The sequence below is a fragment of the Myxococcus sp. CA039A genome (assembly GCF_013336645.1).
GTDB classification, from domain to species: domain Bacteria; phylum Myxococcota; class Myxococcia; order Myxococcales; family Myxococcaceae; genus Myxococcus; species Myxococcus llanfairpwllgwyngyllgogerychwyrndrobwllllantysiliogogogochensis.
In genome coordinates this window covers 24908-38261 of record NZ_JABUMQ010000065.1, presented here as the reverse complement: position 1 = coordinate 38261, position 13354 = coordinate 24908, and the positions used below count along the sequence as shown (strand labels likewise).

Annotated in this window: 9 protein-coding genes; 4 read left to right on the top strand and 5 right to left on the bottom strand. The window is 69.8% G+C overall.

The window, feature by feature from the left end:
* On the top strand, window positions 1-2862 hold a 2862-nt coding region (locus HR086_RS13590; protein ID WP_174465837.1), incomplete at its 5' end, for an SbcC/MukB-like Walker B domain-containing protein.
* Between the two features lie 10 nt (window positions 2863-2872).
* On the opposite strand, the gene HR086_RS13585 is transcribed toward HR086_RS13590, so the two are convergent.
* Both HR086_RS13585 and HR086_RS13580 read right to left on the bottom strand, forming a co-directional pair.
* Complete coding sequence (locus HR086_RS13585) at window positions 2873-3802, bottom strand: serine/threonine-protein kinase (RefSeq protein ID WP_141644692.1); 930 nt, start codon at window positions 3800-3802, stop codon at window positions 2873-2875.
* A 3-nt stretch (window positions 3803-3805) separates the two neighbouring features.
* A complete protein-coding gene (locus HR086_RS13580) occupies window positions 3806-4594 on the bottom strand; it encodes a TIGR02266 family protein (RefSeq protein WP_174465836.1) in 789 nt (262 codons plus the stop codon).
* Between the two features lie 218 nt (window positions 4595-4812).
* Between HR086_RS13580 and cglD the strand changes: the two genes are divergently transcribed.
* Window positions 4813-8190, top strand: a complete 3378-nt coding sequence (gene cglD, locus HR086_RS13575) for an adventurous gliding motility lipoprotein CglD (RefSeq protein ID WP_174465838.1) — start codon at window positions 4813-4815, stop codon at window positions 8188-8190.
* 203 nt (window positions 8191-8393) lie between these two features.
* On the opposite strand, the gene HR086_RS13570 is transcribed toward cglD, so the two are convergent.
* Together HR086_RS13570 and HR086_RS13565 are read right to left on the bottom strand one after the other, a co-directional pair.
* Window positions 8394-10157 carry a M14 family zinc carboxypeptidase gene (locus tag HR086_RS13570; RefSeq protein ID WP_174465835.1) on the bottom strand — a complete coding sequence of 588 codons (1764 nt, stop codon included), beginning with the start codon at window positions 10155-10157 and terminating at the stop codon, window positions 8394-8396.
* Between the two features lie 31 nt (window positions 10158-10188).
* Window positions 10189-11124: an MBL fold metallo-hydrolase gene (locus tag HR086_RS13565; protein ID WP_174454494.1), complete on the bottom strand. Its 936-nt coding sequence runs from the start codon at window positions 11122-11124 to the stop codon at window positions 10189-10191.
* Window positions 11125-11220: 96 nt separating this feature from the next.
* Between HR086_RS13565 and HR086_RS13560 the strand changes: the two genes are divergently transcribed.
* Entirely contained in the window at window positions 11221-12180 is a 960-nt protein-coding gene (locus HR086_RS13560; RefSeq protein WP_174459778.1) for an alpha/beta fold hydrolase, read from the top strand.
* Between the two features lie 609 nt (window positions 12181-12789).
* A complete protein-coding gene (locus tag HR086_RS13555; protein ID WP_174454496.1) occupies window positions 12790-12933 on the top strand; it encodes a hypothetical protein in 144 nt (47 codons plus the stop codon).
* A 143-nt stretch (window positions 12934-13076) separates the two neighbouring features.
* On the opposite strand, the gene HR086_RS13550 is transcribed toward HR086_RS13555, so the two are convergent.
* Window positions 13077-13280 (bottom strand): hypothetical protein, encoded by a 204-nt coding sequence (locus HR086_RS13550; protein ID WP_174454497.1) that lies wholly within the window; start codon window positions 13278-13280, stop codon window positions 13077-13079.
* Between the last annotated feature and the right edge of the window lie 74 nt (window positions 13281-13354).

Sequence of the window (13354 nt, the reverse complement as noted above, 5' to 3'; positions counted from 1 at the left end):
GAGGAGGGGCGGCAGGAGGCGCGGTCGGCGCAAGAGGTCGCGGCGCCGGCGCTGGAGGCCGCGGCGGAGTTGGATGCGCGGAGTGCGACGGCCGCGCGTGACGCGGAGGAAGCGCGGGCGCGGGCGCGGGTGTCGGAGGACGAAGCGGTGAAGGCTCGGGCGGTGCTCGAGGAAGTCGTGGTCCGCGAGGAGGCCGCGCGGGTGGCGGGAGAGGGGGCTCGGGTCTGGTTGTTGGAGAAGGCCCACTGGGAGGCGCTCGCAAGGGAGTGGCCTCGCTGGCAGCGCGAGCTGGAGCGCTACGAGGTGGCGCTGGGCGAGGGGAAGACGGCGCGGGCGGCCGTGGAGAAGCTGCGCGGGGACGTGGATTTGCTGAAGGACGCGGAGCGTCTGAGGCGTCAGGAGCGGGACTCGGCGGCGGAGGCCGAGGCGCGGGCGCAGGCGGCGGCGACGCATGCGGAGACCTCGCTGGGGGAGGGGACGGGCGTGGAGCGGCGGGTGCTGCGGGAGTCACTGCTCGCGAGGCAGGAGACGCTGCGCGCACTGGAGCTGGCCCGGCAGGGCCTGTGTTCGGGAGAGGCCGAGGCGCGAGAGGCCGCGCGTGAATCGGCGGTGGCGCGGGAGGAATCGGAGTCCGCGTCGGTCGCGGTGCGGGACTCGGCGGTGCGTCGGTTGGAGCGTGAAGCGGCGCTGAAGGAAGCGCGCCGTGCGCTGTCCGTGGCGGAGGCGACACAGGGGCATGCGGCGCAGCGGGCGCTGCTTCGCGAGGGCGAGGCGTGCCCGCTCTGTGGTGCCACGGAGCATCCGTATCGGCATGAGGTGCCGGCCCTGGCGGGGTTGGTGGCGGAGTCCGCCGCGCGGGTGGAGACGCTGGAGTCCGAGCGGAATGAGTGCTCTCGCGAAGAAGTGGACGCGAGCGCGAGGCAGGCGGCGGCGCGAGCGCGAGTCACCCAGGCGGAGTCGCGGCGAGAGGGCGCGGCGGCCCGCTGTGGAGAGCACCGTGACGCGTGGGCGCGGGGCCGCGAGCAGTGGCGGCGGGTGCGGACTCAGGGCTCGGCGTCTTCGGGAGGTGGACCGGGACTGAGTGCGCGAAAGGGTGTTGTCGGGGCCCATGACTCCGAGTCGCCGGGTGGCGAAGAGGGTGCGGGAGTTCGTGACGCCACATCAGCCCCGGGAGTCGCCAGCGCGCGTGACGCCGCGTTTGCTCCCGAAGAGGGCTCGGGCCCGGAGGCGAGCGTCTGGCTGGAGGCAATGGTCGCCGAGGTCCAGGCACGGCTGTCCGCGCTGAAGTCCGAGGAAGAGGCGGCGGAGGGACTGGCCCGGACGGCGCGCGAGGCGCGAGCGGCGCTGGAGGCGCAGCGCACCCGACGTGAGGTGGCGGCCGATGCGCTCCGGCGCGCGGAAGAGTCCTTCACGCGAGTGGAGGGCGCGCTGAAGGAGGGGCTGGCCCGGGTGGAAGCGGCGGACGCGACGGTGCGACAGGTCCTGGCGGACGTGTCCCCCATCTTCGCCGCGGACGCGGGATGGGAGGCCAAGCTGGAGGCCGCTCCGGCGGACTTCCGCCAGAAGTGCGGCAAGCGCGTCTCCATGTGGAAGGAGCGCGAGGACATCGTCCAGAAGGCGAAGTCTCGGGAGGACGAGGAACAACGACACCGCGCTCACGCGCAGGGCTTGCTGGAGGTGAGCGCTCGCCGTGCCGAGGAGGACGCCGCTCAGGCGACGCTCAAGGGCCAGGCTCGGGACGCAGCGGTGCGGGCCCGCGCCGCGCTGCTGGAGGGCCGCCCCACGGAAGAGGTCCGCGCGGAGCTGCGCGCGAAGCTGGAGACGGCGCTGGCGGCCTACGAAAAGGCGCGCGTGTCAGCCGAAGCGGCACGACAAGCCGAAGGGGTGGCGCTGGCCCGCGCGGAGGATGCGGCACGCGACTTCATCCGTGCGCGGGAGGCCCGCGAGTCGGCCCGGAAGGAGCTGGAGCAACGGCTGGGGGCCCAGGGTGTGTCGCTGGACGTGGTGAAGGCGCTGCTGGCGAACGACGCCGCGTGGTGCGAGGCGGAGGCTCGGGCGCTGGCCGTGCTGCGCGAGGCCCAGGCCCAGGCGCGCGCGGTGCGCGACGAGCGACGTGAGCGGCGCACGGGCCACGAGTCGAGCGGACCGCCCCGCTTGTCGGAGGAGGAGGCGACCGCCGCCCGCGAGCACCTGCGAGGGGACGTGGAGGTGCGGCGCCGAGCCGAGGCGATGCTGCGCGCGAAGCTGGAGGCGGACGACGCGGCCCGTGCCCGTCACGGCAGCGAGGCCCAGTCGCTGGCGGAGCGCAGGCGCGCGGGCGAGGTGTGGAAGGCGCTGGGTGACCTCATCGGCTCGCATGATGGCAAGCGCTTCAAGGTCTTCGCCCAGAGCCTCACGCTGGACGCGTTGTTGCTGCACGCCAACGCGCACTTGCAGGAGCTGGCGCGCCGTTACCGCCTGATGCGCGTGCCCGGGCATGACCTGGACCTCCAGGTGGTCGACGGGGACATGGGGGACGAGGTGCGTGGCGTGGCCAGCCTGTCGGGTGGCGAGAGCTTCCTGGTGTCGCTGGCGCTCGCGTTGGGGTTGGCCTCGCTGTCGTCGGAGACGACGCAGGTGGAGACGCTCTTCATCGACGAGGGCTTCGGGACGTTGGACCCGGAGACGCTGGAGGTGGCGCTGGCGACGCTGGACGCACTCCAGGCCACGGGTCGACAGGTGGGCATCATCTCCCACGTCTCGGGGCTCGCCGAGCGCATCGGTGTGCAGGTGCGCGTGGTGAAGCAGGGCGGAGGCCGCAGCCGGCTGGTGGTGGAGGGCGACCTGGGCCTGCCGTATGTCGCGGTTCAGCAGCTCGCGTGAGGTCCAGGCCTCACACGCCCGTGCCCATCAACCCGCGCACCACGGCGGCCACGGCCAGCGGCGTCGCCACGCGGTCATCGGAGAGGGCCGCGAGGGCCCGCGCGAACTGCTCCGCGGAGCCGAAGCGCTGCGAGGGGTGAGGCGCCAGCGCGCGGTCCAGCACCAGCGCGAGCGCGTCCGACACCTCCGGCACCTGCATCCGCACGGGCTTCACCCGGCCCCCCCGGATGGCGGACTCCACCTCTTCACCAGGGCCGGAGGGGAAGGGCGACTCCAGCGACAGCAGCTCGTACAGCAGCACCGCGGTGGCCCACAGGTCCACCGCCACGGACACCTCGCCCGCCAGCAGCTCCGGCGAGCGGTAGTGCTGCTTGCCCAGGCGTCGCGCGTCGAGCGCCATGCCCGCCCGTGAGCGAGCCACGCCGAAGTCCGCCAGCTTCACCTCTCCAGTTCGCGACAGCAGCACGTTGTGCGGGGACACGTCGCAGTGCACGACACCCAGCGGACGGCCCGTGGTGCTCGTGGCCTGATGCGCGTGCGCGAGGGCCTCCAGCACCTGCCGGACGATGAGCACGGAGATGTCGATGGGCAGCTCGATGCGCCGCCGTCGGCACTGCGCCAGCACTCGCCCCAGGTCCGGTCCCTCCACCAGCTCCAGCGCGAGGTAGCCCCCGTCGGGCAGCTCTCCATACTCGACGAAGCCGACGATGTGCGGATGCCGCAGACACCGGGCCAGCTCCGCTTCATGCAGGAGCTGCTCGTGCGCCTCGTCGTCGTGCGCGCGCTCGGGGCGCACGCGCTTGAGCGCCACGTGCTCTCCGGCCCGCGCGCCGTGCTTCACGCGCGCGAGGAACACCTCCGCCATGCCGCCGCGTCCCAGGCGGGACAGCAACTCGAAGCGGCCACAGTCCCTCGGCCAGGTCTCCTCCACCACGTCCATGACTCAGCTCACCCCACCCACCAGGCTCGCCAGGTAGCCGTCGAGCGTCCGGGAGAAGGTGACGTCGTCACTGAGGAACGCAAGCCCCACGCCGCCGCTGTAAGGGTCATCCAACACGTGCACCACCACCGCCTCGCCCTGCAGATGCTCCCCGTTGGGCAGCTTCACGTCCACGGTGACGACGCTGTCGGGCGGAGGCCGGTGCGCGGTGCGCACGAAGAGGCCGCCGTTGGAGATGTTCAGCGCGTGCTCCCGCACGAAGTCCAGCTCGGTGCGGAACTCCAGCTCCAGCCGCACCGCGAACCGGCGCCCCCGGCGCTGGGGACCGCCCGTTGGCGCGGAGGGCACGCGGCGTGGATCATCCTCCGACGTGGGCACGGCGGCGGGACTCGGTGGCGCCGAGGGAGCAGGAGCCGCGGGTCGCGAGGCCAGCGCGCTCACGTGCTGCTCCAGCGCCCGTGCCGCGGCGGTGCGCTCCTCGCCCGCGTAGGCCTTTCCTCCCGCGAAGATGCTGTTGCGAAGCGCGTCGCGCTCCGGCTTGGGCAGACGCCACAGCTCCACGAAGGTGCCGCCGCTGCGCTTCACCTCGTCGGCGAGCCGCTCCACCGCGGCACGCGGATAGCCCGGGGCCTCCACCTTGAGCTCGATACCGGCCTGCTCGGCCTGCACGGAGACGACGAGCTGCATCGATTGCGCGGAGGGCAGCAGCTCGCCAAGCCCCTCCACCACCGCCGCGGCGCGTTCTGGTGAAGCCCCTCTATTCCACAATGCCGCGAGACCGAAGACAGGCACGAAAGAGACGATAACCGACGCTTCCCACCCCGCGAACAGTGTTCGCCAACAGTCATGCCGCAATCCGTCCATGAGGTTGGACAGAGAGCATACGAAGAGCGACGAAGAACTCGTACCGAGGGGAATAGTCACTGACCAAAAGGCGCAGGTCTTCATAGACTTCAGGTTCCCCCTGACTCATCCCAACCCCCCCGGAGTCAGGGAAATGGAGTCGAATGATGCGTACGTCCTTCACCCGGCTCATCGCCTGCGTGCTCGTGTCAGCTTCGTTGCTGGCTGGCTGCGGCGGGTCGGACCCCGAAGACCCCACTCCGCCCGGCAATGAAGATGCGGGTACGACCCCAGACAGTGGAACACCGCCCCCGGAGGATGCGGGCGTCGAGCCTGACCCGGACCCGGATCCAGGTCCGGTGCCCACGGATGTCGACGACAGCAAGAACCCCACCAAGGACTCCGACTGCGACGGCCTCACGGACGCGGAAGAGTTCGCCAATGTCTATGCCGGCGGGTTGAAGACGGACCCGGGTCGGCGTGACACCGACGGTGACGGCATTCGTGACGGCGTCGAAGTGGGCCGCACCTCGAGCATCAACACCACCTGTTCGTTCCGCGCGGACCTGGACCCGGACTCGCGCACCTCGCCGGTGAAGGCGGACACGGACGGCGACGGCATCCCCGACGGCCTGGAGGACACCAACCGCAACGGCGCGAGGGACCCGGGTGAGACGGACCCCAACGCCCTCGACTCGGATGGTGACGGGCTGAAGGACGGCGAAGAGGACGTCAACCACAGCGGCACGGTGAGCCCTGGCGAGACGGACCCGCGCAAGCGCGACACGGACGGCGACGGCCTGTCGGATGGTCAGGAGCGGACCATGGGCACGGACCCGCTCAAGCCGGACACGGACGGCGACTCGTGCAGCGACGGCGAGGAGGACCGCAACCGCAACGGCGTGCGGGACAGCGGCGAGACGGACCCGAAGGTGGCTGACTGCGCCGCCTCCATCCCCGACGCGGACTTCGACGGCATCCCGGACGCGGTGGAAGTGGCCACCGGCACGAACAAGGACAAGGCGGACACGGACGGTGACGGCCTCGACGACGGCGTCGAGGACGAGAACAAGAACGGCAAGGTGGAGGCGAACGAGTCGGACCCGCGCTTGACGGACACCGACTGTGACGGTCTGCAGGACGGCGCGGGCCGCGATGGCTTCCTGGGCGAGGACGGCAACGGCAACGGCAAGGTGGACGCCAACGAGACGGACCCCACCAACCCGGACACGGACGGCGACGGTCTGCGCGACGGCCTGGAGCGCGGTGTGACGACCGCCGCGGCGCCGCGCAAGGACTGCGGCTACGCGGGCGACGCGCACCCGAGCAGCACCACGAGCCCCACGACGGCGGACTCGGACGGTGACGGCATCGCGGACGGCGCGGAGGACGCGAACCAGAACGGCCAGGTGGACGCGAACGAGCTGGACCCGAAGAACCCGGCGGACGGCGCGCCCAACACGCCGGCGGGCCAGGCCTGCCGCGCGAACAACCTGCGGCCCGTCACGTTCAAGGAGGACAATGGCGCGGACGTGCGGCTCGCGCTGCCGGCCACCTTCAAGGACGCGAACATCACCAACATCACGGTGGCTGGCGCCACGGTGGGCGTCATCGGCTGGGACGACACGAAGCAGGTGACGCTGATTGCGTACAAGCGTGGCGCGGTGGGCGGCTCCATCACCCCCGCGGGCGACGAGGCGGGCATCCGCGGTGCCTCGTTCAACACCGCGACGAGTGACTACGCGCAGACCTTCAACACCTGGGACGGCTACGCCGCGCTCGCGGCTCGCTACTCGCTTGCGGGCGGCGAAGACCTGAAGGCTCGCACCAACTCGCTGGTGCGGTCGCTGGTGCCCAGCAGCGCCGGTTCGCTCGCGGGTTCGGCGGGCATCACCGGGCCGTTCACCATTCAAGCGCAGTACGTCCACCGGTCCAACGACAGCGTGCTGGTAGTCATCGCCATCACCCCCACGTCCCGCTACAACGAGGCGGGCAGCCTCTTCTCGCTGGCGGACACGGCGGGCGGCTCGGCGCTGGCGCAGTTCGGTGACGCGGACGCGGTGCAGTGTGAGCTGTTCACCTCACGCCAGGCGGTGGTGGACTTCATCTTCGTGGTGGACGACAGCGGCTCCATGGCCAGCTCGCAGCAGTCGCTGGCGGACGCGGCCACGGCCGTGGCGAACAAGCTGGGCAACTCCACGCTGGACTGGCGTGTGGCGATGGTGACCACGAGCTACACCTCCACCAACACCAACCATGTCAACCGCAACGTGGTGCGTGGCTTCACGCGGAACATCAACCAGTTCCGTGCGTGGCTGACGCAGAACAGCACCTGCGCCAGCGGCCAGTGCAACACCCTCACCATTCCCCCGGGGACGACGCCCACCACCTGCACGAACAACCAGTCGTGCTGGGTGGGTTTGAGCGGCTGGGGCGACGAGAAGCCCATGGAAGCGGTGCGAGCGGCCATCAACACCACGCTCGTGCCGAATGGCACGTCCTCGGACTCGCGCATCCGCGACGGCGCCAAGGTGGTGGTCGTCATCCTCACGGACACGCATGACTACTCGGCGGACTCCATTCAGACCTTCGAGCAGTACTTCAAGAGCACCGGCAACACGCCCGCGACGAAGAACCCGCTGAACCAGGTCATCCAGGTCCACGGCATCATCTGCCCGCCGGAGTTCGCCACCAGCAACACGGCGACGTGGTGTCACAACCAGGAAGACCCCCGCGACCCGAAGCACCTGGACATCATCCAGGCGACGGGCGGCGTGGTGGGCAGCATCCGCAACTCCACCTCCATCACCACGACCATCAACGGCATCATCGACAGCGTCATCGCGTCGGTGGGTTACCGCACGCAGCAGCCGCCCATCGGCGCGTCGGTGAAGGTGTCGGTGGCGACGGTGGCGGATGCGGTGTCGTGCCCCACGGCGTCGGACCTGCCGCGCAGCCGCACCAACGGCTTCGACGTGGATGGCATCAACCGCACGCTGTCGTTCTTCGGCGGCTGCCGGCCGCAGGCGGACAACACGCAGGCGGCGGTGTCCTACCGCTACTGGAGCGACCGGACGACGAACGCCAACGGCGTGCCGCCTCCTTGCAAGACGGACCCGTATTACGACGCGACGGAGGCGGACTACTGCGACGGCAAGCTCTCCTGCAACCGCACCACGGACAAGTGCGAGTGCCCGTCGGACTGCGGTGGTGTCGGCGCTCCGGGCCAGGTCTGCAACACGGACCCGGCGGTGTGCGCCTACACGTGCGCTTCGGATTGCGGTGGCACGTGCGGCACGTATGAGTCGTGCAACTCGGCGACCTGCGCGTGCTCGTGCGTCCAGACGGCCACGTGCGCGGCGGGCTACAAGTTCGACCCGAGCGTGTGCGCCTGTGCGTGTGACACCGCGTCGCTGAGCTGCGGCTCCACGACGCAGCCGGACGCGGCCTCGTGCTCCTGCGCTTGCAAGGCGGACTGCGGTGGCTGCCCGTCGAACACGGCGTGCAACCCGAGCACCTGCGCCTGCGAAGGCGTCATCGGCTGACGGTGACGTGAAGCGCCGGCCTTCACTCGAGGGCCGGCGTGGCGGAGTGCTTCCTCGGAAGCTGTCTGGGTCCGAGGAAGCCAGGGGCCTGGTGACGAAACGTCGCCGGGCGTCTGGGACCCGGCTCAGGACATGAAGAAGGCCCCGGTGGCGACGTGCCTCCGGGGCCTTCGTGTTTCTGGGGACTCAGCGGTGGTGACGCGCTACCGGCCCGCGGTGAGGCCCGTGGGCGCGGTGGCCGTGCGGAGGATGGGGTAGACGCGGTGCTGGGTGTCGCGAGCGGGGTGGCGCTCGTAGAAGAACCGCAGACGCGCGCGCGGGTCCTTGGCGAAGGCGGGGTCCTTGAGCTTCGCGTCCCACTCGGCCTTCACGGTGGCGTCCCTGGCGAGCAGCTCCCGCGCGAAGGGCTCCAGCACGTAGTCCTCGATGTATTCCTTCTGCTCGAAGTGGGCGTTGAAGAAGCCCCACGCCAGGAGCGAGTCCGGCGCGGAGGGCTCCAGCAGGTGGGCCACCATCTCCACACCCGGCTGCGCGGTGGGGACGTACAGCGCGCCGGCGGAAAGTGACTGCGTCTGCTTCTCCCACGCGCCCTTCACAGACAGCGTCTGACGGCCCTCGTTGGACTGGGGACTCCACTTCGCCTCGGTGGCGCGGAACACCTCCACGTCGGTGGCGGGCGTCGGGCGGGACAGGCGCTGGAAGCGCAGGCCGTGGGTGGTGAGCTTCTGGGCCACCCAGGCGGCATGGGACGGCGGCACCAGGTAGCCGCCAGAAGGGATGGAGACGGTGAGGGCGGGCTCCACCTTGTCGAAGTACGGCACGGTCCACACCTGCGGCTTGGAGTCGTCGTAGCGAATCCACGTCTGCCCGGAGACGTCGGAGGCGCCGCGCTCGTAGGCGTAGCCCCGGAAGGCGATGGGGTGGCTCTCCGGCGTGTTCTTCCACGCGACGACGACGTCGCGCACCTTGCCGGCCTGGGCCTCCGCGTCGGCCGCCTTCACGGCGTTCATCAGCCCGGCGCCATCGCGGGCGACGAGGCGCAGGAGGCCGGCGACGACATCGCGCGTGGCCTTCACGCGCTCGGCATAGGGCTTCCACGAGTGCGTCTCCACGAGCACTCCGAACCGGTGGTACGCGGCGGCGTAGGCGTGGCTGAAGCGCGGAGGCGGCACGCCGTAGGCAAAGCCGGACGTCGGGTCATCGTCCTGGATGAACGAAGGGTAGAACTCCAGGGGCTGGTGGCCTTGCGTCTCCAGTTCCTGGAACAGCTCCTGGCGCAGCTTCACGCCGAGGGGGCGCAGGCTCTCCGGGCCGGACTTCTGCGGCTCGATGCCGACGGCGACGTCGGGCTCGAACTTGGCGCCGTCGGTGACGTGCAGGTCCGCGTAGACGAGCGCGTCCCAGGAGTGGAGGTAGCGCAGCAGGGCCACCATCTCCGGGCTCTCCGCCTTGGCGTAGTCGCGGTTGAGGTTGAGGTTCTGCGAGGTGACGCGCCAGCCCATCTCCTCGGGGCCCACCTGGTTGGGGCGGTTGTTGCGACCGAAGCGCTCGTGGCCGTCGACGTTGAAGACGGGGACGAAGACGGCGGTGACGCCCTTGAGGACACCCGGCAGCGTCTTGCCGGAGAGGATGTCTCGCAAGAGCGCGAAGCCGGCGTCCTTGCCGTCGATTTCGCCGGCGTGGATGCCGCCCTGGAAGAAGACGACGGGGCGACTCTTCTTCGAGTTGGCGGCGGGGGTGAGCGTGCCGTCGGCGCTGGCGACGAGGGCGAGCATGGGCCGGCCCTCGGGCGTGGTGCCGAACGTGTCGCAGCGCACCTTGCCGGGGTAGGCCTTGGGGAAGGCGCGGCAGAGCGACTCCACCTCGGGGTAGCGGCCGGTGCGTGTCCAGCCGCTCTGCTCGGACGCGGTGGTGAGAGGCGGTGGAGCCTGGGCGAGCGCCAGGGAGAGGGCGGTGGCGAGGAGCATGGCCAACCCACAACACAGGCTCCCGTGGGTTTCAACCGCCTCGCACGGTGAGCGTTCCACCCACCGGTAGGACGTGGACGTGCTCGTGCGGCCAGCCTCGGCGGTTCCACTCGGCGTCCAGGCGGCGGGGCGGTTCGTCGAGCGGCTCGTCGGTGAGTTTGAACGTGCCCCAGTGCATGGCGAGGAACTCCCGGGCTCCGAGTGCCTCGAAGGCGCGGACGGCCTCTTCGGGGTTCATGTGCTGGCGGCTCATGAACCACTCCGGGTCATACGCGCCAATGGGGAGCAGGGCGGCGTCGAGCTTGGGAAAGCGGCGGCCGATTTCCTGGAAGCCATCGAACCAGGCGGTGTCACCGGAGTGGTAGACGCGGGCGCTGGAGCCCTCGACGACGAAGCCGCCCCAGAGCATCTCGTTGGCGTCGTTGAGGCCGCGTCGGCTCCAGTGTTGCGAGGGGACGTAGTGGACGGTGACCGGGCCCACCTGGGTGGATTGCCACCAGTCCAGTTCGGTGACGGCGAGCTTGCCGCCCCGGAACACGGGGGACTGTCCCAGGCCCGTGACGATGGGAGCGCCCACGTCGGTGAGCGTGGGCAGGTCCAGGTGGTCGTAATGGTTGTGGGAGACGAGGCTCGCGGCGATGGGAGGCAGCTTGTCGACGGGGACGCCGGGCGGGACGTTGCGGCGGATGACGACGTTGATGGCGTCGCGCAGCACGGGGTCGATGAGAAGGGAGAGGCCGTCGAGCTGGACGAGCCAGCTTGCGTGGCCCAGCCATGTGAGGCGCGCGCCCTCGCCGGGGGCGGGCGGTGTGGCGAGCAGGGCGAGGTCCGGCTCCACGCGAGGGACGGGTGCATGGTCGGGCGACTTGCGGCGGCGGCCGGAGAGCTTGTCGGCCACTGCCCATTTGAAGACGCTGCTGAACGGCTGAGGGCCGCTGCCGTCCAGGTTCTTGAAGCGCAAGGCCATGATGCGTGCTCCTCGAAGGACACCGGAGCGCGGAGCTCCGAGCGTCTGTCATGCTCGCGGGACGGTGCGGTTCGCAAGGGGAATGGAGCCCCTACCATGGTCGACATCACACATCGCATGCTCGAGACGAACGGGATTCGCCTTCATGTCGCGGAGGCGGGGAAGGGGCCACTCGTGCTGTTGCTCCATGGGTGGCCGGAGTCCTGGTACTCGTGGCGGCATCAGCTTCCGGTGCTCGCCGCCGCCGGCTACCACGTCGTCGCGCCGGACGTTCGAGGTTATGGGCGCAGTGACAAGCCGGGGCCCGTCGAGGCGTACAGCATGCGGAGCCTGGTGGCGGACTTCGTGGGGCTGCTGGATGCGCTCGGGGAGAAGACGGCGGTGGTGGTGGGGCACGACTGGGGCGCGGCGATGGCGTGGACCTGTGCCGCGCTTCATCCGGACCGCTTCAGGGCCGTTGTCGGCATGAGTGTTCCGCATCTGGGGCGTACGCCGATGCCGCCCACGCAGCTCTTCAAGGCCGTGTTCGGTGAGAAGTGGTTCTACATCCAGTACTTCCAGCAGCCGGGTGTCGCGGAGGCGGAGCTGGAGGCGGATGTGCCGCGGACGGTGCGCACTGTTCTGGCGGGCTCCGTCGCGGGCTTCGACACGAAGTCGGAGTTGGTGCGCGCGAGGAAGCAGGGGGACGGGTTTCTCACGGGCATCGAGACGCCCGCGACCTTGCCCGCCTGGCTCACGGAGGAGGATGTCGCGTACTTCGTGAAGGAGTTCGAGGGCAGTGGGTTCCGGGGTGGGTTGAACCGTTATCGCAACATGGACCGGGACTGGGAGGAGCTGCCCGAGCTGGCGACGGTGCGAATCGAGCAGCCCGCGTTGTTCATCACGGGAGAGAAGGACCCGGGGCGCGCGCTGGCGCCGGTGGAGGTGATGAAGCCGCTGGTGCCGAATCTGAAGGACGTGCTCGTTGTTCCTGGAGCGGGGCACTGGGTTCAGCAGGAGCGTCCCGCGGAGGTCAACGCCGCGTTGTTGTCGTTCTTGAAGTCGCTGCCCGCGTGACGTCGCGGTGGGGCGGGTCTGTCACCAGTCGGGGTGACAGACCCAGGGACTGGAGGGACGGCGCTGGAAGCAGCGGTATCCGTCGTCACAGGTGTTGGGGCCCTTGGGGTCGCAGGGCTGCTCGCAGGCCCATCCGTCACAGACGCGGCCGTCGGGGCAGGGTGGGAAGTCCTTGCCACAGCGCAGCTCGCACTCGGACCAGATGCGGTCGGGTAGATGGGACGCGTGGATGAACTCGCACGTCTGGCCCGAAGGGCAGGGGGTTTGTTGGCACTGTGGGCCGAACACCCTGGCGCACGCGGAGGCGCCTTCTTCGTGGCGGATGCAGTGCTGTCCCGCTGGGCAGCCGCTCTTCTCGCAGGTGGGGAGGCAGAGCGGTTCTGGGTAGTCGTCCACACAGAAGAACTGAGGCGGACAGGTGTTGGCGTCATCCAGACTGCACGGTCGTCCGCAGAAGCTTCCTGCGCTGGAGCAATGCAGTCCGGGGCCGCAGGCGCCTTCCTGGGTGTCGGAGATCTCCACGCATCGCTCGCCTTCCTTGCGAATGCCCACGGGCACGCAATAGCGCACCACGGGGTCTTGTCTCGCGGTGGCGAGGAGTCGACAGACATGGCCATCTGGGCACTGCGCATCGGTGAAGCACTGGCTGTCCGCGCAATAGAGCGCGCGAGCGCGCGCATCGAAGAGGCAACCCAGTGGTGGATCGCACCCAACGCGTGTGCCGCAGTTTCGATGGTAGGTCTGGAACCGTGAGCGTTCTTCTGGCGTGAATACAGGACTGACTTGCCGGCCTCTGACGTACTCGGGAAGGTTCGGTTGCAGGAGGCTGCTCGTCGTGAGGACAAGGGGTAGCGGTATCAACAACGCGATGCCTGCCCCCAGCATCGTTCGCACGTTCATTGCTCGCCGCACCTTTGGATGCACGTTTCGCTTTGCTCGCGGCCGCCGTCGCAATAGCGCGTGTAATCGTCCACCGAGCATTTCGTGGGAATGCTCTCCAAGGCATCCTGATGCGCGGCCCGGTCCACGAGGCCGTCACGCCGGTGCACCTCGGGGCAGCCCATGACGGCGCAGGACAGCGCACAGACCCAGAAGGTCATCCACGGCATCGCTGTGTCCCCCCGACAGAGGAAACGACACAGGCATTCTACCGAAGGTAGGAAGTCGCGGAGAC

Bases quoted from the DNA above. Each gene is read 5' to 3' on its own strand.
- HR086_RS13555 (WP_174454496.1), top strand. From the start codon at position 12,790: ATGGCCATCTGGGCACTGCGCATCGGTGAAGCACTGGCTGTCCGCGCA.
- cglD (WP_174465838.1), top strand. From the start codon at position 4,813: ATGCGTACGTCCTTCACCCGGCTCATCGCCTGCGTGCTCGTGTCAGCT.
- HR086_RS13585 (WP_141644692.1), bottom strand. From the start codon at position 3,802: ATGGACGTGGTGGAGGAGACCTGGCCGAGGGACTGTGGCCGCTTCGAG.
- HR086_RS13565 (WP_174454494.1), bottom strand. From the start codon at position 11,124: ATGGCCTTGCGCTTCAAGAACCTGGACGGCAGCGGCCCTCAGCCGTTC.
- HR086_RS13560 (WP_174459778.1), top strand. From the start codon at position 11,221: ATGGTCGACATCACACATCGCATGCTCGAGACGAACGGGATTCGCCTT.
- HR086_RS13550 (WP_174454497.1), bottom strand. From the start codon at position 13,280: ATGACCTTCTGGGTCTGTGCGCTGTCCTGCGCCGTCATGGGCTGCCCC.
- HR086_RS13570 (WP_174465835.1), bottom strand. From the start codon at position 10,157: ATGCTCCTCGCCACCGCCCTCTCCCTGGCGCTCGCCCAGGCTCCACCG.